At 32.1% G+C, this 25,265-nt stretch carries 25 protein-coding genes and 1 tRNA gene; 15 read left to right on the forward strand and 11 right to left on the reverse strand.

Annotated features, from left to right (window positions below):
* Positions 1–81 precede the first annotated feature (81 nt).
* The gene (locus ACFSSB_RS09635; protein WP_379903598.1) at positions 82–1,713 is read right to left on the reverse strand and encodes an ABC-F family ATP-binding cassette domain-containing protein; all 1,632 of its coding nucleotides are present in this window, start codon (positions 1,711–1,713) and stop codon (positions 82–84) included.
* A gap of 241 nt (positions 1,714–1,954) precedes the next feature.
* On the opposite strand from ACFSSB_RS09635, the gene rplM reads away from it, so the two are divergent.
* The 12 genes from rplM (at position 1,955) to ACFSSB_RS09695 (ending at position 14,882) form a co-directional block, all read left to right on the forward strand.
* Positions 1,955–2,410 carry a 50S ribosomal protein L13 gene (rplM, locus tag ACFSSB_RS09640; RefSeq protein ID WP_379903600.1) on the forward strand — a complete coding sequence of 152 codons (456 nt, stop codon included), beginning with the start codon at positions 1,955–1,957 and terminating at the stop codon, positions 2,408–2,410.
* Position 2,411: 1 nt separating this feature from the next.
* A complete protein-coding gene (gene rpsI / locus ACFSSB_RS09645) occupies positions 2,412–2,798 on the forward strand; it encodes a 30S ribosomal protein S9 (RefSeq protein WP_379903602.1) in 387 nt (128 codons plus the stop codon).
* A gap of 210 nt (positions 2,799–3,008) precedes the next feature.
* The gene (gene rpsB, locus ACFSSB_RS09650) at positions 3,009–3,782 is read left to right on the forward strand and encodes a 30S ribosomal protein S2 (protein WP_379903604.1); all 774 of its coding nucleotides are present in this window, start codon (positions 3,009–3,011) and stop codon (positions 3,780–3,782) included.
* Between the two features lie 93 nt (positions 3,783–3,875).
* Positions 3,876–4,838, forward strand: a complete 963-nt coding sequence (tsf, locus tag ACFSSB_RS09655; protein WP_379903606.1) for a translation elongation factor Ts — start codon at positions 3,876–3,878, stop codon at positions 4,836–4,838.
* 173 nt (positions 4,839–5,011) lie between these two features.
* Positions 5,012–5,719 (forward strand): UMP kinase, encoded by a 708-nt coding sequence (gene pyrH, locus ACFSSB_RS09660; RefSeq protein WP_379903608.1) that lies wholly within the window; start codon positions 5,012–5,014, stop codon positions 5,717–5,719.
* A 113-nt stretch (positions 5,720–5,832) separates the two neighbouring features.
* Positions 5,833–6,390, forward strand: a complete 558-nt coding sequence (gene frr / locus ACFSSB_RS09665; protein ID WP_379903610.1) for a ribosome recycling factor — start codon at positions 5,833–5,835, stop codon at positions 6,388–6,390.
* A gap of 64 nt (positions 6,391–6,454) precedes the next feature.
* Positions 6,455–7,195 carry a peroxiredoxin family protein gene (locus ACFSSB_RS09670; protein ID WP_379903612.1) on the forward strand — a complete coding sequence of 247 codons (741 nt, stop codon included), beginning with the start codon at positions 6,455–6,457 and terminating at the stop codon, positions 7,193–7,195.
* 5 nt (positions 7,196–7,200) lie between these two features.
* On the forward strand, positions 7,201–8,478 hold the full coding sequence (locus ACFSSB_RS09675) for a DUF5686 family protein (RefSeq protein ID WP_379903614.1): 1,278 nt from the start codon (positions 7,201–7,203) through the stop codon (positions 8,476–8,478).
* A 119-nt stretch (positions 8,479–8,597) separates the two neighbouring features.
* The gene (locus tag ACFSSB_RS09680) at positions 8,598–11,018 is read left to right on the forward strand and encodes an efflux RND transporter permease subunit (RefSeq protein ID WP_379903616.1); all 2,421 of its coding nucleotides are present in this window, start codon (positions 8,598–8,600) and stop codon (positions 11,016–11,018) included.
* Between the two features lie 72 nt (positions 11,019–11,090).
* Positions 11,091–12,524, forward strand: a complete 1,434-nt coding sequence (asnS, locus tag ACFSSB_RS09685; RefSeq protein WP_379903618.1) for an asparagine--tRNA ligase — start codon at positions 11,091–11,093, stop codon at positions 12,522–12,524.
* 289 nt (positions 12,525–12,813) lie between these two features.
* Positions 12,814–14,274 carry an RNA polymerase factor sigma-54 gene (gene rpoN / locus ACFSSB_RS09690; protein ID WP_379903620.1) on the forward strand — a complete coding sequence of 487 codons (1,461 nt, stop codon included), beginning with the start codon at positions 12,814–12,816 and terminating at the stop codon, positions 14,272–14,274.
* A complete protein-coding gene (locus tag ACFSSB_RS09695) occupies positions 14,274–14,882 on the forward strand; it encodes a hypothetical protein (protein ID WP_379903622.1) in 609 nt (202 codons plus the stop codon). Before rpoN ends, ACFSSB_RS09695 begins: the two co-directional genes overlap by 1 nt.
* Here the strand turns inward: ACFSSB_RS09695 and ACFSSB_RS09700 are convergent.
* The 10 genes from ACFSSB_RS09700 to ACFSSB_RS09745 form a co-directional block, all read right to left on the reverse strand.
* On the reverse strand, positions 14,879–15,577 hold the full coding sequence (locus tag ACFSSB_RS09700; protein ID WP_379903624.1) for a porin family protein: 699 nt from the start codon (positions 15,575–15,577) through the stop codon (positions 14,879–14,881). The genes ACFSSB_RS09695 and ACFSSB_RS09700 overlap by 4 nt on opposite strands.
* 62 nt (positions 15,578–15,639) lie before the next feature.
* The gene (locus ACFSSB_RS09705; RefSeq protein WP_379903626.1) at positions 15,640–16,125 is read right to left on the reverse strand and encodes an ExbD/TolR family protein; all 486 of its coding nucleotides are present in this window, start codon (positions 16,123–16,125) and stop codon (positions 15,640–15,642) included.
* 15 nt (positions 16,126–16,140) lie between these two features.
* Positions 16,141–16,773, reverse strand: coding sequence for an ExbD/TolR family protein (locus ACFSSB_RS09710; RefSeq protein WP_379903628.1), 633 nt, complete (start codon positions 16,771–16,773; stop codon positions 16,141–16,143).
* Position 16,774: 1 nt separating this feature from the next.
* Complete coding sequence (locus tag ACFSSB_RS09715; RefSeq protein WP_379903630.1) at positions 16,775–17,212, reverse strand: hypothetical protein; 438 nt, start codon at positions 17,210–17,212, stop codon at positions 16,775–16,777.
* 30 nt (positions 17,213–17,242) lie between these two features.
* Positions 17,243–18,013, reverse strand: a complete 771-nt coding sequence (locus tag ACFSSB_RS09720) for a MotA/TolQ/ExbB proton channel family protein (protein ID WP_215965946.1) — start codon at positions 18,011–18,013, stop codon at positions 17,243–17,245.
* Between the two features lie 165 nt (positions 18,014–18,178).
* Positions 18,179–18,266 (reverse strand) — tRNA-Ser (locus ACFSSB_RS09725).
* A gap of 75 nt (positions 18,267–18,341) precedes the next feature.
* A complete protein-coding gene (locus ACFSSB_RS09730; RefSeq protein ID WP_379903633.1) occupies positions 18,342–19,373 on the reverse strand; it encodes an asparaginase in 1,032 nt (343 codons plus the stop codon).
* Between the two features lie 3 nt (positions 19,374–19,376).
* Positions 19,377–20,144, reverse strand: coding sequence for a TatD family hydrolase (locus tag ACFSSB_RS09735; protein ID WP_379903635.1), 768 nt, complete (start codon positions 20,142–20,144; stop codon positions 19,377–19,379).
* 64 nt (positions 20,145–20,208) lie between these two features.
* A complete protein-coding gene (locus tag ACFSSB_RS09740; protein ID WP_379903637.1) occupies positions 20,209–20,940 on the reverse strand; it encodes a hypothetical protein in 732 nt (243 codons plus the stop codon).
* A 2-nt stretch (positions 20,941–20,942) separates the two neighbouring features.
* A complete protein-coding gene (locus ACFSSB_RS09745; protein ID WP_379903639.1) occupies positions 20,943–21,524 on the reverse strand; it encodes an RNA polymerase sigma factor in 582 nt (193 codons plus the stop codon).
* Positions 21,525–21,665: 141 nt separating this feature from the next.
* Between ACFSSB_RS09745 and ACFSSB_RS09750 the strand changes: the two genes are divergently transcribed.
* From ACFSSB_RS09750 to ACFSSB_RS09760, 3 genes are all read left to right on the forward strand, one after another.
* Positions 21,666–22,109, forward strand: a complete 444-nt coding sequence (locus ACFSSB_RS09750; RefSeq protein WP_379903641.1) for a hypothetical protein — start codon at positions 21,666–21,668, stop codon at positions 22,107–22,109.
* Between the two features lie 81 nt (positions 22,110–22,190).
* Entirely contained in the window at positions 22,191–23,228 is a 1,038-nt protein-coding gene (locus ACFSSB_RS09755; protein ID WP_379903643.1) for a hypothetical protein, read from the forward strand.
* A 75-nt stretch (positions 23,229–23,303) separates the two neighbouring features.
* Entirely contained in the window at positions 23,304–25,262 is a 1,959-nt protein-coding gene (locus ACFSSB_RS09760; protein ID WP_379903645.1) for a PKD domain-containing protein, read from the forward strand.
* Positions 25,263–25,265: the final 3 nt, after the last annotated feature.

Raw genomic sequence — 25,265 nt, forward strand, 5'->3', positions numbered from 1 at the left:
ACCAGATAATTACACAAAAATCAAGACAAAAAAAAGAGGCAACATATAAATACATGGCCTCTTTTTAAAAATTTGTAGCTATTATAAATCTATTGCTTTTAAGCTTTCTATTCTATTTCTAGCTAAGAAATCGTCAATAGTTTCAAAATGCTCAATAACACGTTTTTCTTTAAACTCAAATACTTTGTTTGCCAAGCCTTGTAAAAAATCTCTATCATGCGAAACAAGAATTAAGGTACCATCAAACTCTAACAAAGCTTCTTTTAAAACATCTTTAGACTTTAAATCTAAGTGATTGGTAGGCTCATCTAAAATAAGCAAGTTTACTGGTTCTAATAAAAGTTTTACCATAGCTAATCTGGTTTTTTCTCCTCCAGAAAGCACACCTACTTTTTTATCAATATCGTCTCCTTTAAACATAAAACGACCCAAGATATTTTTTATCTGTGTACGTATATCACCTTTTGCTACTTCATCAACGGTTTGAAATATGGTTAAATTTTCATCTAACAAAGCGGCTTGGTTTTGTGCAAAGTAACCCACTTTTACATTATGGCCTAAAGTACATTGCCCTTCTACTTCAATTTCGCCTAAAATGGATTTTATCATGGTAGACTTTCCTTCTCCATTTCTACCTACAAAACACACTTTTTCTCCACGAGAAATAGACATGTTTGCATTATGAAACACCACATGATCGTCATAGGATTTGGAAACCTCTTTTACTGTAACCGGATAATCACCAGAACGCTGCGTTTTTGGGAAACGTAATTTTAATGCAGAAGTATCTATATCATCAATTTCAATAAGCTGTAATTTTTCAAGCATTCGCTCTCTAGAAGTTACTTGGTTGGTTTTAGAGTAGGTACCTTTAAACCTATCTATAAACGCTTGGTTGTCTGCTATAAATTTTTGTTGCTCTTCATAGGCTTTAATTTGATGCGCACGTCTATCTTCACGCAGTTGTAAATAATGACTATAGTTGGCTTTATAATCATAAATACGCCCCATAGTTACCTCAATAGTACGATTGGTAATATTATCAATAAAAGCTTTATCGTGTGAAATAACCACCACAGCTTTTGCTTTATTTACTAGAAAGTCTTCTAACCAAATTACAGATTCAATATCAATATGGTTGGTAGGCTCATCTAATAATATAAGGTCTGGTTTTTGTAATAATATCTTAGCCAATTCAATACGCATACGCCATCCTCCACTAAACTCATTAGTAAGTCTGGTAAAATCTTCTTGTTTAAAGCCTAAACCTTTTAATGCTTTTTCTACTTCGGCATCATAATTTACATCTTCCAGCGCATAATACTTCTCTCCTATATCGGATACACGCTCAATAATCTTCATGTACTCATCCGATTCATAATCGGTACGTGTTTCTAATTGTTTATTTAATGCTTCCATTTCGTCACGCATGGTATACACATGACTAAATGCTTTAGAAGCTTCATCAAAAACAGTAGTATTATCTTCGGTTAGCAAATGTTGTGGTAAATAGGCAATCACAGCCTCTTTAGGAAAACGAATATTACCGCGTGTTCCTTTTTGTTCACCAGCAATAATTTTCATCATGGTAGACTTACCAGCCCCATTTTTTCCCATTAAAGCAATCTTATCATTTTCATTAATAGTAAAAGACACATCACTAAATAAGGTATGGCCACTAAATTCTACTGCTAAATTATCTACTGAAATCATAGTTTTATTTTTAAAAATGCAAAGCTAGTAAAAGCGATGAATAGATAAGAAGAAACGATTTAAAAATCGTATTTTAAAGTAGTAAGTAAATAATATATATATAAGGTATTGAAAATCACTTTAAAAATAAGTGACCTCACTATTTGGTATTCAAATATATAATCGTAAATTTGCAAACTCTTTTTTAAGAGAGGAATGTTTAATCTACCTAGTCAAAGACAGGTAAAAAATTATTAATAACGTGGACACATTAAGCTACAAAACGATTTCAGCAAACAAAGCTACTGTAGATAAGCAGTGGGTTTTAGTAGATGCTGAAGGTCAATCTTTGGGTCGTTTATCTTCTAAAGTGGCAAAACTTTTAAGAGGAAAACACAAACCTAGCTTCACACCACATGTTGACTGTGGAGATAACGTAATTGTTATCAATGCAGAAAAAATCAACTTAACCGGAAACAAGTGGACGGACAAATCTTATATTCGTCACACAGGTTATCCAGGTGGTCAAAGAAGTTTAACTGCTACAGAATTGTTTGGAAAAGATCCAGCAAGATTAGTGGAAAAATCAGTAAAAGGAATGCTACCTAAAAACAAATTAGGTGCAGAGCTATTCCGTAATTTAAATGTTGTTGTAGGTACAGCTCATAAACATGAAGCGCAAAAGCCGAAAACAATTAACCTAGAAGAATTCAAATAACATGGATGTAATTCACAAAATTGGTCGTAGAAAAACGGCTGTTGCACGTGTATATCTTGCTGCAGGAACTGGTAAGATAACAGTAAATAAAAAAGACATGACAGATTACTTTTCTACTGGAACTTTACAGTACAAAGTAAATCAACCTTTAGTTATGACTAACAATGATGGCAACTTTGATATTACAGTAAATGTATATGGAGGTGGTATTACTGGTCAAGCAGAAGCAATCCGTTTAGCATTATCTCGTGCAATGTGCGAAGTAGATGCAGAAAACAGATTAATTCTTAAGCCAGAAGGTTTATTAACTAGAGATCCTAGAATGGTAGAGCGTAAGAAATTCGGTCAGAAGAAAGCGCGTAAGAAATTCCAATTCTCGAAACGTTAATACAAGTCCTGAACGCGATTCAGGATCTGTATTTCAGATTCTTAAATCCTGTTCAAAAAAAATTATTAAAAAGATACTGAAAAAACTTCAGTATTTAAACAGTTATTGTTGTCCTAGCGCAAGCAGGATTTAGTTTAGCATCTAAATGAAGCCAGCAGCGAAAAGCTATATGGAACATTGCTAATTCAACAGAACGTAAACTATTACAAAATGGCAGTAGAAGTAAAAGAATTACTTGAAGCAGGTGTACACTTTGGACACCTAACACGTAAGTGGGATCCAAACATGGCTCCTTACGTATATATGGAGCGTAACGGCATTCATATAATCAACCTTTATAAAACAGCAGCTAAAATTGACGAAGCTGGAGCAGCACTTGCTAAAATTGCAGCATCAGGTCGTAAAATTTTATTTGTTGCTACAAAAAAACAAGCAAAAGACATCGTTGCAGAAAAAGCAGGAGCAGTAAACATGCCTTACATTACTGAACGTTGGCCTGGAGGAATGTTAACAAACTTTGTTACTATTAGAAAAGCGGTTAAAAAAATGGCTTCTATTGATAGAATGAAGAAAGATGGAACATTCATGACACTTTCTAAAAAAGAAAGATTACAAGTAGATCGTTTAAGAGCGAAGTTAGAAAAAAACTTAGGTTCTATTAGCGACATGACTCGTTTACCAGGAGCTTTATTTGTTGTAGATATCAAGCGTGAGCATATTGCAATTAAAGAAGCACAAAAATTAAACATTCCTATCTTTGCAATGGTAGATACTAACTCAGATCCACGTCAAGTAGATTACGTTATACCTGCAAATGATGATGCTTCAAAATCAATTGACAAAATTTTAACGCACGTTTCTAATGCAATTGCTGGTGGTTTAGCTGAGCGTAAAGCGCAAAAAGATGCTCCAAAAGCAGACAAGAAAGCAGCTCCAGCTAAAAAAGCTGAAAAAGCTGAAGTAGCAAAAGAAGAGGAAGAATAAAATAACGTTAACACAACATAAATAAGTCGTTTAGTTCTTTTCTTTACAGAAATTATTGAACGACTTTTTTAAATTAAAAACTATATGGAAGCTATGGTAAAAATAACAGCAGCAGAAGTAAACAAATTAAGAAAAGCTACAGGAGCTGGAATGATGGATTGCAAAAAAGCTTTAGTTGAAGCAGAAGGTGATTTTGATAAAGCAATTGAAGTTTTACGTAAAAAAGGACAAAAAGTAGCAGCAAAAAGAGCAGATCGTGAATCTAGTGAAGGTGCAGCAGTTGCTAAAATTAATGCAGACAACACTGTAGGTGTTGCTATTGTTTTAGGATGTGAAACTGATTTTGTTGGTAAAAACGAATCTTTTTTAACTTTAGCTAACCAATTTGCAGATATAGCAATCAACTTTGATAACAAAGAAGATTTCTTAGCAGCAGATTTTGGAGGCATGACAGTTGCTGAAAAATTAGTAGAGCAAACAGGTGTTGTTGGTGAAAAATTAGAAATCAACGCTTTTGAAAAATTAGAAGCACCTTATGTTGGTTCTTACGTACACATTAACAAAATTGGCGCTTTAGTTGGTTTATCTGAAAAAACAGATGACGCTGCAGCTGTAGCAAAAGACGTAGCAATGCAAGTAGCATCTATGGGAGCAACTTCTTTATCTTACAAAGATTTTGATCCTGCTTATGTAGCTAGCGAAACTGAAGCAAGAATAGCTGTTATAGAAAAAGATAATATTGAATTAGGTCGTTTAGGTAAAACACTTAAAAACGTACCTCAATACATCTCTATGGCACAATTAACTCCTGAAGTTTTAGCTCAAGCAGAAGAAGATGCTAAAGCAGAATTAAAAGCAGAAGGAAAACCAGAACAAATCTGGGATAGAATTCTTCCAGGAAAAATGGAGCGTTTTATTAGCGATAACACTACTTTAGATCAAGAACAATGTTTATTAGATCAAAAGTTTATTAAAGATGAAAAAACGACTGTTGCAGAATATGTAGCATCAAAAAATCTTACGGTTACTGCATTTAAACGTGTATCTTTAGGATAGTCAAATTCCTGCGAAGGCAGGAATCTAAATAATATTAAACCACTACTCTTTTATTTAAGCGTAGTGGTTTTTTTATTTGTAAAAATCTGCTTTCTTAAAAAAAGATATTGATTATATTTGCTAAACCTTAAATTTCTGCAAAAGCAGGAATCACAACATAAGCTAAACATAAAATGAAATACAAAAGAATTCTTTTAAAATTATCTGGTGAAGCATTAATGGGAAGTCGCCAATATGGTATAGACCCAGAACGTTTAGCAGAATATGCAGAAGAAATTAAAGTACTTACCGAGAAAGGTGTAGAAGTTGCCATTGTAATTGGTGGAGGAAACATTTTTAGAGGTGTTGCTGGAGCCATGAATGGTATGGATCGTGTACAAGGAGACCATATGGGAATGCTTGCAACCGTTATTAACGGTTTGGCACTACAAAACGCATTAGAAGATGCAGATGTAAAAACCCGCTTACAAACAGCCATTAAAATTAACGAAGTAGCAGAACCTTTTATACGTAGAAAAGCATTAAGCCATTTACGTAAAGGACGTGTAGTTATTTTTGGTGGTGGAACCGGAAACCCATATTTTACAACAGATTCTGCAGCTGTTTTACGTGCTATAGAAATTGAAGCAGATGTTATTTTAAAAGGTACTCGTGTAGATGGTATTTACAATGCAGATCCTGAAAAAGATAGCTCTGCTATTAAGTTTGACCATATTACTTTTGACGATGTATTACGAAAAGGCTTAAAAGTTATGGATACTACAGCTTTTACATTAAGTCAAGAAAACCAATTGCCAATTATTGTTTTTGATATGAATAAAAAAGGAAACTTACTAAAAGTAGTTTCTGGTGAAAATATTGGTACTAAAGTAAACTTGTAAAATTAGTAACAAGTAAGTAACTTGTTGCAAACAAAATTAGATTACTCTTAAAACGAGAAACTTAACTTTGGCTTAGTTTTTGAAAACGAACTAGCATATTAAATATTAAAATAATGAACGAAGACATTCAATTTATAATAGACGGAACCAAAGAAGCAATGACAAATGCCATCAAGCATTTAGAAAAGCAACTAAAAAATATTAGAGCTGGTAAAGCCAGTCCTGCAATGCTTGGTAGTGTTATGGTAGATTATTATGGATCACAAACACCATTAAGTCAAGTTGCCAATGTAAATACACCTGATGGTAGAACCATTACGGTACAACCTTGGGAAAAAAACATGCTTCAAGAAATTGAACGTGGTATTGCTTATGCAAACCTTGGTTTTAACCCAATGAATAATGGTGAAACTATTATTATAAACGTTCCGCCTTTAACAGAAGAACGTAGACGTAACTTAGCAAAGCAAGCAAAATCAGAAGCCGAAGATGCTAAAGTTGGTATTAGAAATGCAAGAAAAGAAGCCAATAACGATCTTAAAAAAATAGATGGCATCTCTGAAGATCTGCAAAAAAATGCAGAACAAGATGTGCAAGGTTTAACAGACGAGTATATTAAAAAAGTGGATGAAATATTTACTGTTAAAGAAAAAGAAATCATGACCGTATAATTTAAAAGCGACTTTCTTGTCGCTTTTTTTATACCAATATGCTCTATTTTTCGTTTATCTAAATATGCCAAAAACACTTCACATATTATTTATACTATGTATACTACAATGCTCGATTAGTGTTGCGCAAAATAGATATCCTTTTATTGCTAGTAACCAAACGCAATTAACAGAAGCACAACTAAAAAAAACACCCATAAATATTACTCCAGATATAGTGCTATACAATGAGCAAGGCAACACATTACCTATGTCTAGTTTATCGTTAATGACAAACGCTGCGTATAAGCCGCTGTTTTTTGTAGATAGTACTAAGCAATTAAAGAGTGTTATTTTTATTAAAAAAAGTAATGCTCCTGTGCGTATAGAAACAAATGCAGAAGCTGCATTTACTCCTGGTGAACGTGCCTTAGATTTTATTGCTAAAGATTTAAACGGAAAAACCTACAAGCTTTCTGAGTTAAAAGGCAAGGTGGTAGTATTAAATTTCTGGTTTACTACATGTGGTCCTTGTATACAAGAAATGCCACAGCTCAATGAGTTAGCCACTAATTTTAAAGAAAAAGAAGTTGTTTTTTTAGCTATTACTTTTAATAAAAAAAATATTGTGCACACCTTTTTAGATAGCAATCCTTTTCAATATACTATTTTAGCAGACGCAAATCATGTAATTAGCATGTATGGAGTAAACAGCTTCCCTACAAGTATAGTTATAAATAAAAAAGGAGAAATTGTGCTTAAAGAACTAGGATACAGAACTAATATTAAAGAAGTTTTAGCTACTTCAATAAATGCATCATTATAATTTTAATGAAAAAATATTGCTTTACACTCCTACTCTGTTTATCCTTCTTTTTAAGTAAAGCGCAAACACCTATTGCTAACGACACCACCAAAGTTGTAAAAAAAGATTCGCTTAAAAGAAAAGCCTTTATACAACAGTTAGGTAATGGTTTTTTTCCTACCAAATACTTTGATATTGATTTAAGATACCTTGTAAAGTATAACCAATATGAAGGATTAAGAAATGGACTTGGCGGACAAACCAACAATACTTTTTCAGAAAAAATACGTTTTAACACCTATGTAGTATATGGTTTTAAAGACCACACTTTTAAATATAGTTTTGGATCTGGTGTAAAACTAAACGAAAAAACAAACACTTGGTTAAATGTATCTTATACTGACGATTTAAGTGAAACAGGAAGCTCCACCTTTTTAACAGACAGTAGGTTTTTTCAGCTTTTTGAACCACGATTATTAAACATTAATCTGTTTCATAAACACATTACCAAAACCATATCACTAGAACACCAACTTAACCCAAGTTTAATTGGTGAAACAGAATTTGCTGTAAGTAACATAAATACTACTTATGCTTATAATTTTGTAGTGAATAATAAAATATACAACCAAATACAGTTAAGCACCTCTAAAACCGCCTTACAATGGAGCCCCTTTAGCACCTTTGAAACCAAAGACAATAAATTAAAAATTATTAAAGAAGGCTATCCTAAATTTACGTTACAATACACTAAAAGTTTTAGTGGTGTTTTTAAAAGTGATTTTAACTTCTCTAAAATTGATTTTAGAACCATCTTTAAAAAACAATATGCTAATGATGCTTTTTCTTTGTTAACTGTTACAGCAGGATTAGCAAATGGTGAAACTCCTTTAACGCATTTGTATCATGCCTATCCTAATAACATTAATAAAGAAACTATAATGCAGCGTTTTTCTGTTGCTGGTGTAACTAGTTTTGAAACTATGTTTTTTAATGAATTCTTTTCTGATAGAATTACCACCTTACAACTAAAACACCATTTAAGTCCGTTTAAAATAAGTAAACGTTTTAAACCAGAATTGGTATTAATATCTAGGTTTGCCATTGGTAACATGAGTAATACCGAAAGACACCAACAAATAAGCTTCAATACGCTTGATAAAGGCTATACAGAATCTGGTTTTGAAATCAATAAACTAGTTTTTGGTTTTGGTTTAAGTTTTACTTACAGATACGGAGCGTATCATTTACCTAAGGTAGAAGATAATGTAGCATTAAAATTTACATTTAACGTTACTTTATAACACTTTTAACCATTGTTATACATCGCTTTTTCCTACCTTTGCCAATCCAATTTAACTACATATTTTACCTAAAGTAAAAGCCATTACATGTAATTAAATGGATTTTTTTTAATTACACTATGTTTAAACTATTTACAAAAAGTTTTTGGGACGTTGTTGCAAGACTTATTCTGCGTAATAAAATTGCCATCATCCTTGCTATATTAACAGCTACTGTACTACTTGCTACGCAATGGAAATACATGCGTTTCACTTATACCGAAGCTAATTTACTACCAGATGACCATGAGGTAAATTTAAAGTATAATAACTTTCTAGATATCTTTGGTGAAGAAGGAAACCTTATTGTTTTAGGTGTAAAAGATAGCACACTTTTTACAGTAGATAAATTAAACGCTTGGAACCAACTTTCACAAAGTTTTAAAAATTTAGACGAGGTTGAAACCGTTGTATCTATTAGCGATCTTCAAAAACTTGTAAAAGATACTAAAAACGAAAAATTTGCATTAGAGCCTTTTATTAAAGACTCTATCTCTTCTATAGCACAAATTGATGTTTTACAAGAAGAGCTGTTTAAAAAATATCCTTTTTACGATAACTTTTTATTCAATAAAGACACCAAAACAGTACGTACTGCAATTTACATGAATAAAGAAATTGTAAATACTGCTGCTAGAAAAGACTTTGTTTTTGATAATCTAGTGCCTAAAATTGAAGCTTTTGAAAAGCAAACCAATTTAGATGTTAGAGTTTCAGGGATGCCTTATATACGTACCCTTAATGCGCAAAATATTGTAGATGAAATTGGGCAATTTATTGGTTTAGCTTTATTGGTTACATCGCTTATTTTCTTTTTGTTTTTCAGATCTTTTAGAGCCACATTTATATCACTAATTGTAGTTTGCTTTGGTGTTATGTGGACCTTTGGTATTATTGGTTTGCTTAAATATGAAATTACAGTGTTAACCGCATTGATTCCGCCTTTAATTATTGTAATTGGTATACCTAACTGTATTTTCTTAATCAATAAATACCAAAGAGAAGTAAAATTACATGGTAATAAAGTAAGGTCTTTACAGCGTGTTATTACCAAAGTAGGTAACGCTACTTTAATGACTAATGTTACCACAGCTTCTGGTTTTGCTACATTTATTTTAACAGAAAGTCAGCTATTAAAAGAATTTGGTATTGTTGCTTCTTTAAGCATTTTAGCCATTTTCATGTTGTGTTTATTAATTATACCAATTATTTACACGTTTTTACCTTATCCTAAAGACAGACATTTAGAACACCTAAACAAAAAATGGATTGGTGGTTTTGTAAACTGGATAGAACGTATGGTAAAACAAAAAAGAATTACCATTTACATTACTTCTGTAGTATTATTAACCTTAAGTTTAATTGGTATTTTTCAAATAAAAATTTCTGGTAGTTTAATTGAAGACATGTCTAAAAAAGCAGGTTTCTTTCAAGATATTCGCTTTTTTGAAAAAGAATTCAATGGTATTATGCCTTTAGAAATTCTAGTAGACACCAAACGTAAAAAAGGAGTTATGAAACTTTCTACCTTAAAACGTATGGACAAACTAGAAGAAGTTATTTTAGAAACTCCAGAACTCTCTAAACCAATTTCTGTAGTAAGCTTAGTAAAATACTCTAAACAGGCTTATTATAATGGCAATCCTAAATATTACCAATTGCCAACCAGTCAAGAAAATAGTTTTATCATGTCTTATGCTAAAAACTCTTCTTCTAATGTAGACTTACTAAAAAACTTTGTAGACAGCACAGGACAATATGCACGTATCACTACCTTTATGAAAGATATTGGTACCGATAAAATGGAACGTATTGAAGAAAACCTTCAAAGTAAAATAGACAAGGTATTTCCTGCAGAAAATTTTAATGTTACCATGACAGGTAAAGCATTAGTTTTTCAAAAAGGAACCAAATACCTCGTTAAAAACTTAGCCATCTCTTTATCGCTAGCCATTATACTAATTGCATTGTTTATGGCTTATATGTTTCGCTCTTTAAGAATGATTATTATATCTTTAATACCAAACCTTTTACCATTACTAATCACTGCAGGACTAATGGGTTATTTAGGAGTACCTATAAAACCCTCTACCATATTAGTATTTAGTATTGCTTTTGGTATATCTGTAGATGATACCATTCACTTTTTAGCAAAATACAGACAAGAGTTAATTGCCAACCACTGGAAAATTAAAAAATCTGTTTACGCAGCATTACGCGAAACAGGAGTAAGTATGTTTTATACTTCTATAGTATTATTCTTTGGGTTTTTAGTATTTACATTCTCTAGTTTTGGTGGTACAGTAGCCTTAGGTGCATTAGTATCTACAACCTTATTATTTGCAATGCTATCTAACTTATTACTGTTACCTTCTTTATTACTTTCGTTAGAAAGAAGTATAGCAAACAAAGAAGTTTTACGTAAACCCGCAATAAATATTATTCCAGAAGAAAATGATGAAGATGATGCCGATGAAAATCTAGGGGTTTCACAAAAATAAATACAACAATAAAATTATATTTGCATCCATATACATTCTAGCCTTGGCTTAAATGAAAAAAAATAAAATACAATGAACACTTACACAGTTTCTCAATTATTAGCAAAAGACCAATTTGGTCTTGAAATAGAAATTAAAGGTTGGGTTAGAACCTTTCGTGCTAACCGTTTTATTGCCTTAAATGATGGCTCTACAATAAATAACATACAATGTGTTGTAGATTTTGAAAATACTAGCGAAGAAACACTTAAAAGAATAACAACAGGAGCTGCAGTACATATAAAAGGAGAATTGGTAGAAAGCCAAGGTAAAGGTCAAAAAGTAGAAGTTGCTGTTACTAGCATAGAAATTCTTGGTGACTCTGATCCTGAAACCTACCCAATTCAACCTAAAAAACACTCTTTTGAGTTTTTACGTGAAAATGCGCACTTACGCACACGTACCAATACTTTTAGTGCTGTAATGCGTTTACGTTCTAGCTTATCTTTTGCCATACATAAATACTTTAATGAAAACGGCTTTTACTACATGCACACACCAATTATTACAGGTAGTGATGCAGAAGGAGCTGGTGAAATGTTTAGAGTAACAAATCTAGATGCTGAAAACCCTCCACTAACAGAGGATGGTAAGGTAGATTTTAAAGAAGACTTTTTTGGTAACGAAACCAACTTAACAGTTTCTGGGCAATTAGAAGCAGAAACCTACGCCATGTCTCTTGGTAAAGTATATACTTTTGGACCAACGTTTAGAGCAGAAAACTCTAATACCTCAAGACACTTATCTGAATTTTGGATGATAGAACCAGAAGTTGCCTTTATGGATTTAGCTGGTAATATGGATCTAGCCGAAGATTTTATGAAATCGGTTTTAAGCTATATTCTAGAAAACAATAGAGAAGACTTAGAGTTTTTAGAAAAACGTTTATTAGACGAAGAAAAAACAAAACCGCAAGCAGAGCGAAGTGAAATGAGTTTAATTGAAAAATTAAAATTCGTAATCGATAACAACTTTAAGCGTGTAAGTTATACCGAAGCAATAGATATACTTAAAAACTCTAAACCTAATAAAAAGAAAAAGTTCAATTATATTATTAAGGAATGGGGAGCAGATTTACAAAGTGAACACGAGCGTTTCTTAGTAGAAAAACACTTTAAATGTCCTGTAATCTTATTTGATTATCCTGCAAACATTAAAGCGTTTTACATGCGTTTAAATGAAGATGGTAGAACCGTACGTGCTATGGATATTCTTTTTCCAGGAATTGGAGAAATGGTTGGTGGTAGCCAACGTGAAGAACGTTTAGAAGTATTAAAAGAAAAAATGGCTGCACTTGATATTCCTGAAGAAGAACTTTGGTGGTATTTAGACTTACGTAAATATGGTACAGCAGTACACTCAGGATTTGGTTTAGGTTTTGAACGTTTAGTAATGTTTGCAACAGGAATGACAAACATTCGTGACGTAATACCTTACCCAAGAACACCACAAAACGCTGAATTTTAAACTATTTATTTGTTGCAATTTGTATTAGTAACAAAGTAAATACACATAAACTAACGAACAGGAATACTTGCTTCGTTTAAAATATTTTAATTAAAACAATCTAGATTACTCATAATCTAGATTGTTTTTTTTATTTTTAACTCTACTATCTTTTTGTATATTAAATGCAAGTATAAAAAGCAGCAATAATTAAGGCTATACCTTACTTTTTGTTACCTGTGTAAAGAAAGAAAACCATTTCTTTTACAGAAATTTCAAAACAATACAATGGTAAAATTATAATATAACAATGCTTAAACAATATTTACAGTTTAAATTATCGCAAAAATTGTCGCCACAACAAATTCAATTAATGAAATTGATACAGTTGCCTACGCAAGCTTTTGAACAACGTTTAAAGCAAGAATTAGAAGAAAACCCTGCGCTTGAAGGTGGTAAAGAAGAGAAAGAAAGTGACTTTGATGACGATTTCGATAATTCTAATGATGAATATGATGATAATGAAACTATAGATACTGGAGATATTAATGTAGATGAGTATTTAAGTGATGATGAAGTACCAGATTATAGAACCCAAGCAAATAACTACAGTGCAGATGATGAGGAAAAAACAATGCCTTATGCTGCTGGAACCTCTTTTACACAACATTTAGTAAACCAACTAAACACTTATAGACTAAGTGATGAAGAACGTGATATTGCAGAATTTCTTGTAGGTAGTGTAGATGAAAGTGGTTATATACGCAGAGAATTATCTGATATTATGGATGATTTAGCCTTTACCCAAAACGTATTTACCACAGAAGAAAAAATAGAAAACGTACTAAAAATTGTACACCAACTAGATCCTGCAGGAGTTGGAGCTAGAAATTTAAAAGAATGCTTATCTATACAATTACATAGAAAAGAACAGCATCCAGATGTGGCATTAGCTACAAATATCATTGACAATGCTTTTGAACAATTTACCAAAAAGCACTACAAAAAGCTCTTACAAAAGTTTGATATAACCGAGATACAGCTTAAAGATGCTATTCATGAAATTGAACGCTTAAATCCTAAGCCAGGAGGAAGCTATGCAGGAAATAACCGAATTGTAGAACACGTAGTACCTGATTTTGCCATCAAGATTGTAAATGGCGAACTAGAACTTACCTTAAACGGAAGAAACGCACCAGAGCTTCATGTGTCTAGAGAGTATAACAATATGCTTAAAGGCTATAAAGACACGAAAGAAAAAAGCAAGTCGCAAAAAGATGCGGTGATGTTTATAAAGCAGAAACTAGATGCCGCAAAATGGTTTATTGAAGCTATTAAGCAACGCCAACAAACCCTTTTTGTTACCATGAGTTCTATCATGCATTACCAAAAAGAATATTTTTTAACAGGTGATGAGCGCAAGCTAAAACCAATGATTTTAAAAGATATTGCAGATGAAATTGAAATGGATGTTTCAACAGTTTCGCGCGTGGCAAACAGTAAATATGTAGACACACCTTATGGTACTAAATTAATAAAAGAGTTCTTTAGTGAGTCTATGACTAATGATAAAGGAGAAGAAGTTTCTACTAGAGAAATTAAAAAAATACTAGAAACGGTTATTGAAGAAGAAAGCAAAAAGAAACCTTTAACAGATGAAGCTTTAGCTAAAATACTAAAAGAAAAAGGCTACCCAATTGCTAGACGTACTGTGGCTAAATATAGAGAACAATTAGATATTCCTGTGGCAAGATTGCGTAAGAAGATTTAATGAATTACATTTTAAAAAGCATATCGTTTATTTTTCACCCTTTAATCATGCCATTACTTGGTGTGATTTTTTACTTCTCAAAATCGCCTAGGTTTATACCTACGGAAATTATACAAGCCAAACTTGTATCTATTTCTATATTAACCATTATACTGCCTATACTTATTTATTACTTATTAAAAACTATAGGTAAAACCCACAGTATCTATTTAAGATCTGCTAAAGAGCGTATATTACCTTTAGGGCTTAACTGTATAATTATTTATTTAATTGTAAAGCGTGTTTTTCCTCCTAGTGAGGTTATAGAGCTTTATTATTTTTTTATAGGTGTATTACTATCTAATCTTACTTGCTTCATTCTAGCTATTCTAAAATTTAAAGCAAGCATACATATGATAGCTGTTTCTGGTGTATTTATGTTTTACATAGCGCTAAGTCTACACTTTGGCATTAATATTAATGGTACATTAGCATTAATGGCAATAATTACAGGAGCTATTGCTACTTCTAGATTACACTTAAAAGCCCATAACTATGTAGAATTAATAGTAGGATTTTGTATTGGCTTTTTACCGCAACTTACCTTATTAAATTACTGGCTTACTTAAAGAATATAAAGCATTAAACCCAACTTAAGGGCATGCAAATCTAAAGAAGCTCCATCCATTTGAGCATCTTTATTAAATATGGTATTTAGTGCGTAATAAAAATGAAGGTTCCAGGTATTGTAACCAGCACTTAAAGTAAAACCATATTGCAATTTATTGAAATCTGAAATATTAGTATTCTTAATGGTAGTATCACCATTAAACTTAGAAGAATTTGCAATTATATACCCTAACTTTAAACCTGTATAAATTCTCCAAAACTTATACTCTGCAGCTGTTGAAGTTCGCCATCTAAACTCTAAAGGCATTTCAACCATATAGGTGGTAAACTTGTTTTTAGAATACGATGTTTCGCTGTCATCTAAAACCGTGTAGGTATAATTATCATTACTATCTTTATCAATTAACAGGTTTTGGTTAAAAGAATTGGTAGAAAGCCCCAAACCTAAACCAATGGCTACATTACGTCTAGTATTAATAGGCATATCTTTAATAAAACCTAAGTGAAAACCACTAGAAAAGCCACTTTGCGAAACTCCGCTTGGTCTATTTACAAGTAGGTTATATGTAGCACCAATATAAAACTGATCTTCTTTATATAAAGAGTCTACAGCAGTAGTTAAGTTTTCTTCTTCTTGTGAAAAAGCATAACCAACCGTAAACAGAAGCATTAAAAGTAGAAGTTTATTTTTCATTGTATATAAAAAAAGGCGTTATGATTTCTCAAAACGCCTTTTAATAAAATTAAGATTTATAATTATTGTTTTAAACCTTCTAAGGCATTACCTTTTCTAGTTGTATAATTAATTTTTAATGCGTTTACTTTACGCAATTCTTGCTTAATATCTGTTACCAGTCCCATATTAGCATCACTATCTACTTTTAAAGCAGTAGTTAAAAAAGGAACTTCTTCTTCTCTTTTAGAAGCTCTTTCTGCAGCTATAAATGCAGCAATATCACTAACGTCGGCAAACTTATCATTTAACTGAATTCTTGCTTCGCTACCATATTGACTTTTATAGTTGGTACTTGGTTTACCAGCATAAATATACATTACCAAACTCTTTTTATCTAATTTTTCAATTTGATCCGCTTGTGGTAATTTATTCTCAATCATTAAGGTGTTTTGTCTCATAACAGTAGCCACCATGAAAAAGAATAACAGCATGAATACAATATCTGGTAAAGACGCTGTATTTACTGCTGGCATTTCGCCTCCTTTTTTCTTTTTAAATTTAGACATATATAAATTTTTTATCTAATTAGACTTCGGCTCTGCTTCTGAGAATTTTTGAGGTACTAAAGTTTTAATTTCTTCTAATTTTTCTTTTAGCTTTGCTTTGGTTCCAGGAGTTGTTCTTGGATCAGAATATGCTTTTTCTGCCTCCACAAAGTTCATATCTAAACTAGGAAACGCTCTTTTAAATTCTCTATTTCTTAACTCATTATAAGCAGCAATAATTTCATTTTGTACTGCTATATATGTGTCATACTTAGTGGCTCTGTCATTTTGTAAAGAAATAATAGCTTTATCAAAATTATCAGATGACCTTGGGTCTTTTTTCCCTTGGCAATATTTACAAGCATCGTCTCCTGTTCCTCCTCCATTATCTAGAAAAGTTACTGCAGATGCGCGTAAATCTTTTATTTCAATCACCTTTTCCTCTCCTCCAGTTTTTAAAAACAACTGATTGTTTCTATTCACCTCTAATTGGAAAATGTTTTTTTCTTTAATAATCACATCTTGATCAGACTCTTCCATAGGAGGAAGCTTTCTGTTTAAACCAGAATCTGTTTCAATTGTTGTGGTTACTAAGAAGAAAATGAGGAGCAAGAAGGCGATATCAGCCATGGATCCTGCATTAACTTCTGGTGCTGCTCTTTTTGCCATTTTATTTAATCATTTTTTTAATTCCAGAGAATAACATAGATCCTACTGCTATAATAGCAAGTGCGTAGAACATGTATAATCCAGCTCCTACTAATTTAGAATCGCTAGCAGTAAGAACTTCACCATCTTTCATTGGTGTTTCTACTCCTGTTGCTAGAAAGTAACAAATTAAACCTACAGCTAAAAAAGCACCAACACTCATTAAAGTACTCTTTAATGTGTCTTTATTGGTAAATATATTTTTTAATGTAAATAGTACTACTAAAACTAGTATTAAACCTAATATAATGTACGCTATATACATAAATGTATTAACGATAGCATCAGATTCTCCAGCTTTAATGGCTTCATCACCTACTCCAATAATTCTAATTAGGAAGAACATGGCTATTACACCAACTACTCCAGCTATTATGGTAATTATTTTTTGTGAATTCATAATATTATTTAAAATTAGAATTAGTTAGTATTACTTCTTATATTTTGATAACATATCCATTAAGTTAATAGAAGAGTCTTCCATGTCATTAACGATACTATCAATTTTTGCAATAATGTAATTGTAAAAAATTTGAAGAATAATTGCTACTACTAATCCAAATACTGTTGTTAAAAGTGCTACTTTAATACCACCTGCTACTAATGAAGGTTGCATATCACCAGCTGCTTCAATTTTATCGAAGGCTTGAATCATACCAATTACAGTTCCCATGAACCCTAACATTGGCGCTAATGCAATAAATAAAGAAATCCAAGATACGTTTTTCTCTAATTGCCCCATTTGTACACCACCATAAGCTACAACAGCTTTTTCAGCAGCTTCTAGGTCACCATCTGCTCTATCTAATCCTTGATAGAAAATAGAAGCAACAGGTCCTTTTGTATTTCTACATACCTCTTTAGCAGCATCTAAACCACCAGATTGTAATGCATCTTCTACATTTTGCGTTAATTTTTTTGTGTTTGTTGTTGATAAGTTTAAAAAGATAATTCTTTCAATAGCGATAGCTAATCCAAGAATTAAACATAATAATACGATTCCCATAAACCCTGGTCCACCTTCTATAAAACGTGTTTTAAGTTCTTGGTGAAATCCTTCTGATTCAACTGTTGCTGCATCTGCCGCATCATCTTGAGCTGTTACAACTGTAGTTGCAATAGCACTTGCATTTGTAGTTGCATTTACTGTTCCGAATGCCATAAAACATACTATGGCTAGAATTGAAAATAATCTTTTCATTTGTTCTTGATCTTAATTTTATTAGTTAAAGTGTTAAAGATATAAAAAAATTGCAATTAAAAAATAAAAAAAAACAGTTATACCCTAGGAAACATGGAATTCATACCTCCTTATAAATATAATACTACAAAAGAATTTTCCAGTTCGTTTACAAAAATTCTTAAGCAGAGAGGAAGGGATTCGAACCCTCGATACCCTTTTGAGGTATACACACTTTCCAGGCGTGCGCCTTCGACCACTCGGCCACCTCTCTGTATTTTTTTACCTTTTATTACAGTGGCTCAAATAACAAAAAAAAGTTTAGTTGTTAAAATTTTGAAAGTTAATTTTAAGCCATTTCTCCACGTAATGGAGTTTCAAAGGTGATTTTGAATGTTTTAGGCATGATTTTTCGGCCTAATAAATACATCAATTTACAAATAGCAGCCTCTGTAGTTATGTCTTTTCCGGAGATAATTCCTATATTTTTTAGCTTTTCGCTGGTTTCATACTGTCCCATTGCCACACTTCCTCCAGAACATTGGGTTACATTTATTATATGTATTCCTTTTTTTATTGTTTGTTCTAACAATTCTATAAACCAATTTTCTGTGGTACAGTTTCCCGCTCCATAGGTTTCTAAAATAATTCCTTTTAAATTTTCTGTATTAAAAATAGACTCTAAAAGTGCTTTGGAAATACCTGGAAATAATTTTACTAAAGCTATGTTTTCATTAAAATCTTTAAACACTTTTAGCTTGCTTGCTTTTTTAGGTCTTAACAAACACTCATTGTTTACTTTTAAATGTACTCCAGATTCTGCAAGGTCTGGATAATTTAAAGATGCAAAAGCTTCAAAATGTTCTGCGTTTATTTTTGTTGTTCTATTGGCTCTGTATAGTTTATACTCAAAATACAAACCTACTTCTTGTATAACCGGTTTGTTATTTTCTTGTAATGATGCTATTTGTATAGAGGTAATTAAGTTTTCTTTGGCATCTGTACGCAAATCACCTATTGGTAATTGAGATCCTGTAAATATCACAGGTTTGCCTAAGTTTTCTAACATAAAACTAAGTGCAGACGCTGTATAACTCATAGTATCACTACCATGTAAAACTACAAAACCATCAAACTTGCTATAATTTTCTTCAATAATAGTAGCTATTTGCGCCCAATATTGAAGATTCATATTACTAGAATCTATAGGTTCTTCAAAAGAAATGGTTTGAATATCACAATCTAACAGATTAAGCTCTGGAATTCTTTTAGATAAATTACTAAAATCAAAAGCACGTAAGGCTCCTGTTTTAGAATCTTTTATCATTCCTATAGTTCCTCCTGTATAAATTAAAAGTATGTTAGGTTTTGTAATAGACATATATTAAAGGCTAAATATTTCTTTTGAATTTTGTGTAGTAATAGCTGCAACTTCTTCTTGTGAAACGCTATAAATTTCAGCCAGTTTTTCTAACACCTTAATAATATAACCACTTTCATTTCTTTTTCCTCGATATGGTTTTGGTGCTAGGTATGGCGAATCGGTTTCTAAAACAATATGTTTTAAGTCTATTTCATTTAAAAACTGATCTATTTTACCATTTTTAAAAGTTGCTACTCCGCCAATACCAAGTTTCATATTATAAGAAATGGCTTGATGTGCTTGTTCTAGTGTTCCTGTGAAGCAATGAAAAATTCCGAAAAGGTCTTCTCCTTTTTCTTCTTCTAAAATATCAAAAATTTCATTGAAAGCTTCTCTACAATGAATGACAATAGGTAATTTATACTTTTTTGCTAGTTGTATTTGATATCTAAAAGCTTCTTGTTGTATGGCTAATGTACTTGTATCCCAATATAAATCAATACCAATTTCGCCTACAGCAACAAATTTTCTTTTGGCTAACATTTCTTCTACATGCGCAAGTTCTTCCTTATAATTATCTTTTACAGAAGTAGGATGTAAACCCATCATTAAAAAAACATGATCGGGAAAATCTTGTTCTAACTGCAACATAGACTGTGTATATGAGGAATCTATAGCTGGAATAAAAAAACGAGTGACCTTATTATCAATAGCACGTTGAATCATTTCTGCTCTATCTGCATCAAAAGCGTCACTATATAAATGGGTATGTGTATCTGTAATTATCATAAAGCAAAAGTAAAAAAGTCATCAGCAACCTGATGCCTTTTTCAATACTATTTCTACAATATCCTTAATCTAACTTTTTTATAAGTTTTTGGGCTTGCTTATAATCATCAGCATCTTCTGGTATGCTCTGTAATACGTTTAAACAAGCATTGGTATCTTCTTGCTTTAATTTACTTAATGCTAAATACCATTTTGCTTTGTTATTATAGACGGAAGGAGAGTTTATTATTTTCATAAAAATAGCATCTGCTTCCTTAAAAGCATCTAATTCTACCAGAGATACTGCTTGATACAATTGAAGCTCTAAATTATTAGAATCTAATTTTATAAGCGCTGTAAAATATGCTTCGGCATCTTTATAGTTTTTAGCATTAAATGCTGTTTCTGCTTTATTTAGCATATTGCTTTGCGCACCTCTAACCGTTAGGCTTATGGTTTCGTAGTTTGCAAAATCACTATAAACAGGACTTGAAAATTGCTGTTTAATAAAAAATCCTATTACAAGAATTGCTGCAATAGCTACTGAGTAATACCAAGGTTGTATGCGTTTTCCTTTTGGTGCTTCTTGTTTATTAAAATAGCTCTTAGAAACCTTTTCTAGGTTAGCTTTAAAAGCCTTATTTTTTTCTTCGTTTTTAAAATTATGCTCTAAAAAACCAGACGCCTCTTTATACGTTTCAAAAGCTAATTTATAAGCTTCATCTTCTTGAAGACGTTTTTGAAATTCCATTTGCTCCTCAAGAGGTAATGCTCTAGAAAGATAGGCTTCAAAAGTGATATAATCTTGTTCTTGCATGGTTACGATTTTAGGTTGTTATACGCTGGTGACTCTTGAACCATTTTAGTTAGTTTGCCAATACATAAGGATTTCTTTTTTCTAGCATAAGCATAGCTTACTCCTAAACTTTTAGCAACTTCTTCCATAGATTTTATTTTAAAAGAAGTTTTAAGCAAATCTTTACAAGCTTTCCCTAACTTTTGAAACATTTCTGTAAACAAGTTGTGCTGTTGTTCAAATAAGCTTGTTTCAAAAGCAAGTTCTTGAGCGTCGTCATCTTTAGATAACACTTCTTCATTAATTGTTACCTCTTTATTACCTGTTTTTTTTAATTGATTTAACCATTTGCGTTTGCACAGCAAGAAAAAATAAGCATCAAAAGGACATGTTAATTGCAGACCTTTTTCATTTGCTTGGTTATATATAGTAATTATAGTCTCTTGAATTACATCTTGAGCTCTAGAAGCATCTCCACTATTCTGTTTAATATAATTAACCACTTTTGGCGCAAACTTATCATAGATTGCTTGTATGATAAATGCATTGTTTTGCACTAACCCGTCAACATATTTTTGATCTTCGTGAATTTTTTTTTGGCTCATGAACCCTTGTATTTTCTACTAAAGTAAAAAAACTTTCTATTAAAAGGGTAACAAATTTAAAACGGTTTTGATATAAGGGTGTAACAACAAAAAGGTTACACTAAAAAAAAGAAATTATTAAAACTCAAAAACATTAAAATCATGAAAAATTCCATTTTAATTATCGTCACTGTAGTTTTTGCCTTTTTAAATGTGAATGCTACCAATGAAACAAACATACCTAACACCTACAAAGAAACTGTAGCAATTACAAAAGACAATATTGTAAAAATTTATGATTGGTCTGTAAAAACAAACAAAGGTGTTTATTCAGGTACATCACTAAACCTAGCACATGCTAACTATATGATTACACTAGTAAGCAAGGGAGAAATTATTATAGAGAAAAAAGTAGAAAGCTTCTTTATGCTAGATTACGAAGCAAAAAACAATAAAAAGAGAGTTTACTTCTGGGAAGTAACAAGCAATAAAGGCTATGCTAAAGGATATTCTTCTTCAGAAAAGCATGCAGATAAAATGATACAATTGGTTGCATCTGGAGACATTATCACTAAAAAAATAATTTTTAGTCAGCCTAGACAATAGACAATCTTTAACAACATACAGGTAACAAAACGTTTAGCCTGTTTATTTAAAAATGAATACGAATATAAAAACCTATTTATTATGAAAATTTCAAAACAACTTCACAAGTATGTAAACACCTTAAATGCTATGAGCAAAACTTTAAAAATAACTTTTGGTACTTTGCTAACCCTTGCCCTATTAAGCAGCTGTAATCCTAATGATGATGGAGAGCCTAATTATGTAAGCAGCAATACACCAACCTCACAAGAATTTGAAAGTATTAGAGAACAAGCCCTAGAAAATGTAACGCAAAGCTTTCAGTTTAATGCAGATGATGGGAATATAAATTTAACATCTAATAACGGAGTTAGTATTTCTATTAACGGAAACTGTTTAACCAAAAATGGAAACCCAGTTACAGGAATAGTTGATTTAGAATATATCGAGCTGTTTCAAAAAGGCCATATGCTTACTACTAACAAGCCTACTATGGGAATTATGCCAGGCGGAGAAAAGGCTCTTTTAATTTCAGGTGGAGAATTTTTTCTAGAAGCCACTCAAGATGGTGTAACACTAGAAACCAACTGCCCTTTACAACTACTTGTACCTGCTAGTTTAACTGGCACACCAGATAATAATATGATTCTTTGGACTGGGTTTATAGATGAAAATGGAGACCTTGCTTGGGACGAAATGGATAACGGTCCTGATGGACAAGGTGAAAATGGTGTTTTTACAGAAGGATCACAATACTACGCTTTTTTTGGAGCGTTCGGTTGGACAAACATAGACAAATTTTATAACGACCCAAGACCAAAAACTACCATTAAAGCTGCTGTTCCTGAAGGCTATGATAACACCAACAGTGCCATTTACTTGTCTTATGATGGTGAAGATTCAGGATTAGCACATCTAGACTCTTATGACCCAATTGATGAATTGTTTAGCGAGCACTACGGACAAATTCCTATAGGTTTAGAATGTCATTTAATTTTTGTAACCGAAGAAGCTGGTAATTGGAGATACGCCATAAAAGCAGTGACTATTGCTGAAAACGATATCATAACATTTTCCATTTCAGAAACAGATATTGCAACGGAAGCAGAACTTACTACAATCATAAATAATCTGCCTTAATTTAACCTTGATAAAAGTGGCGGCAATAAATGCCGTCGCTTTTTGTATTTTAGCAGTAACCATAACCTCCTCTTTATGAAAACGCTATACACTACTTTTGCTTTTTTTTATTGTTTTTTTTCACTTTATGCGCAAGAAAACAACAGCAAGGATTCTATTTCAAGAATAGCAACCATAAAGCATCAAGTAGAGGGAACTGACATACAATTTACACCAGAAACACCTGCATTACAACAAATAGCTGGTGCACCAAAAGCATTCTACACCTACTATTGGGAGTTTGGCGATGGTACTTACAGTAAAGAAAAAAATCCGAAGCACAGGTATAAAGCTCCTGGTGATTATGCTATTAAACTTTGGGCAACAAATAATTACGATACCGGAAAACCACCTACAACAAGGCCTAAAAAAATTAAAGTATCTCAAGTAGATGCTTCTACTCATGATGAAGCTTCTATGACCGAAGATTTTACTTTACAACGCAATAGAGAACCTATGCCTGAAGAAGAAATAGCGGTTGTTATGAGTTACCGAAATTATTTAAACTACAACACCAATGGCAAACTTTATCTGTTTTACAACGAGCAAAAATATAAAGCCAATAATTTTGAGGTGAGTGACATAAGAACCCATCATGATGAAAAACAAATAGAAACTAATGATTTTGCATACACCTATTCTATTGATGATTTTGAAAACACCTTACTCGCTTCTACTGAAAATAGTATACTTCAATTAAAAGCCAAACCACAAGACACAACCATAAAAACCAACCTTCCTTTAACACTGGAAGAGTCTAAGGCATATTATAAAGATTGGAATCTTTTTGAATTTGACAATATGGCTCCAAATGAAGAACGTAACTTATTCTTTACTATGAAAACACCTCCAGAGATGCTAAAAGATACGAGTGCGATTATTTCTATACGTGGTGTTTATATTCCGGATGCCAACTATGACAACCATAAAGTAAAAGACATGGAAATGGAAATTGTTACTTCACATGATCCTAACAAGATGTCTAGCAATGGCACCTTAATGAATTATAGATTGGTGCGCTTTAAAACTTTAAAATACAAAATTAAATTTCAAAATAATGGCGAAGGTCCTGCAAGAACCATCCGTTTAGAAACGGATATTCCAGAGATGTTAGACAAATCTACTATTGCGGTAAAAGACATGTACCCAAAATGTAAAATTTGTCCCAAAGAAGAAGTACAATACAGTTGCTTAGATACTACTTTTACAGATACTCAAGCCATATTTACTTTTAAGAATATTTACCTTCCTGGAAGCGAACAAAAAAATGTAAAGGAGTACGACTCTACCAAAGGTTTTGTAAAATACACCATCAAGTTTGCTAAAGATTTTCATAAAAAGAAAACCAAAAGTAGAACCGCTATTATTTTTGATAAAAACGATCCCATTATCACCAACTATTCTACAACACGTTTTGTTCCTGGTTTATCTGTTGGTGTTAAAGCGGGTTATAATTCTTTTTCCGATTTAAAAGATTCTGAAAGCTACTTTTTTGGAGCTACATTATCTCCTTATAAATCGTATCGTTGGTATTGGCAAGTAGAGCTTTTAAATAGTTTTCATCATTATAAAGACGAAACAACAGTGCAAGAAGCTATAGTAGATGGTCCGCAAGGTTTTGAGTTTTTGCAACGTACCACCACCAATACGAGTTATAAAAATATAGATTGGGAAATACCCATACTCATGCGCTATAACATAAATAACTTTATTGGTATTGGCGCTGGACTACAAGGTATGCTTAGCATAAACGAAAAAGCATCACAATCGCAATTGGTAGAAAACTATGAAGGCAGCAGTCCTGATGCTCCTATTTTTGAAACCTATGAAACAAATTCTGACACTTCAGAGTCTTTTACCAATTTTAAAACAGGATTATTATTTGATGTCACAGCTGGTTTTTCTCGCATTGGTCCAAGTGTAGGTGCTCGTTACGTACTAAACTTTAAAGAAGATTTTAATTATTTGCAGTTATACGCTATTTGGAAATTTTAATCG

This window comes from Lacinutrix gracilariae, assembly GCF_042684485.1.
GTDB lineage: Bacteria > Bacteroidota > Bacteroidia > Flavobacteriales > Flavobacteriaceae > Oceanihabitans > Oceanihabitans gracilariae.

Excerpts from the sequence above, each read along its gene's own strand:
- ACFSSB_RS09635 (WP_379903598.1), bottom strand. The coding sequence starts at position 1,713 with ATGATTTCAGTAGATAATTTAGCAGTAGAATTTAGTGGCCATACCTTA.
- rpsI (WP_379903602.1), top strand. The coding sequence starts at position 2,412 with ATGGATGTAATTCACAAAATTGGTCGTAGAAAAACGGCTGTTGCACGT.
- rpsB (WP_379903604.1), top strand. The coding sequence starts at position 3,009 with ATGGCAGTAGAAGTAAAAGAATTACTTGAAGCAGGTGTACACTTTGGA.
- tsf (WP_379903606.1), top strand. The coding sequence starts at position 3,876 with ATGGTAAAAATAACAGCAGCAGAAGTAAACAAATTAAGAAAAGCTACA.
- pyrH (WP_379903608.1), top strand. The coding sequence starts at position 5,012 with ATGAAATACAAAAGAATTCTTTTAAAATTATCTGGTGAAGCATTAATG.
- frr (WP_379903610.1), top strand. The coding sequence starts at position 5,833 with ATGAACGAAGACATTCAATTTATAATAGACGGAACCAAAGAAGCAATG.
- ACFSSB_RS09670 (WP_379903612.1), top strand. The coding sequence starts at position 6,455 with ATGCCAAAAACACTTCACATATTATTTATACTATGTATACTACAATGC.
- ACFSSB_RS09675 (WP_379903614.1), top strand. The coding sequence starts at position 7,201 with ATGAAAAAATATTGCTTTACACTCCTACTCTGTTTATCCTTCTTTTTA.
- ACFSSB_RS09680 (WP_379903616.1), top strand. The coding sequence starts at position 8,598 with ATGTTTAAACTATTTACAAAAAGTTTTTGGGACGTTGTTGCAAGACTT.
- asnS (WP_379903618.1), top strand. The coding sequence starts at position 11,091 with ATGAACACTTACACAGTTTCTCAATTATTAGCAAAAGACCAATTTGGT.
- rpoN (WP_379903620.1), top strand. The coding sequence starts at position 12,814 with ATGCTTAAACAATATTTACAGTTTAAATTATCGCAAAAATTGTCGCCA.
- ACFSSB_RS09695 (WP_379903622.1), top strand. The coding sequence starts at position 14,274 with ATGAATTACATTTTAAAAAGCATATCGTTTATTTTTCACCCTTTAATC.
- ACFSSB_RS09700 (WP_379903624.1), bottom strand. The coding sequence starts at position 15,577 with ATGAAAAATAAACTTCTACTTTTAATGCTTCTGTTTACGGTTGGTTAT.
- ACFSSB_RS09705 (WP_379903626.1), bottom strand. The coding sequence starts at position 16,125 with ATGTCTAAATTTAAAAAGAAAAAAGGAGGCGAAATGCCAGCAGTAAAT.
- ACFSSB_RS09710 (WP_379903628.1), bottom strand. The coding sequence starts at position 16,773 with ATGGCAAAAAGAGCAGCACCAGAAGTTAATGCAGGATCCATGGCTGAT.
- ACFSSB_RS09715 (WP_379903630.1), bottom strand. The coding sequence starts at position 17,212 with ATGAATTCACAAAAAATAATTACCATAATAGCTGGAGTAGTTGGTGTA.
- ACFSSB_RS09720 (WP_215965946.1), bottom strand. The coding sequence starts at position 18,013 with ATGAAAAGATTATTTTCAATTCTAGCCATAGTATGTTTTATGGCATTC.
- ACFSSB_RS09730 (WP_379903633.1), bottom strand. The coding sequence starts at position 19,373 with ATGTCTATTACAAAACCTAACATACTTTTAATTTATACAGGAGGAACT.
- ACFSSB_RS09735 (WP_379903635.1), bottom strand. The coding sequence starts at position 20,144 with ATGATAATTACAGATACACATACCCATTTATATAGTGACGCTTTTGAT.
- ACFSSB_RS09740 (WP_379903637.1), bottom strand. The coding sequence starts at position 20,940 with ATGCAAGAACAAGATTATATCACTTTTGAAGCCTATCTTTCTAGAGCA.
- ACFSSB_RS09745 (WP_379903639.1), bottom strand. The coding sequence starts at position 21,524 with ATGAGCCAAAAAAAAATTCACGAAGATCAAAAATATGTTGACGGGTTA.
- ACFSSB_RS09750 (WP_379903641.1), top strand. The coding sequence starts at position 21,666 with ATGAAAAATTCCATTTTAATTATCGTCACTGTAGTTTTTGCCTTTTTA.
- ACFSSB_RS09755 (WP_379903643.1), top strand. The coding sequence starts at position 22,191 with ATGAAAATTTCAAAACAACTTCACAAGTATGTAAACACCTTAAATGCT.
- ACFSSB_RS09760 (WP_379903645.1), top strand. The coding sequence starts at position 23,304 with ATGAAAACGCTATACACTACTTTTGCTTTTTTTTATTGTTTTTTTTCA.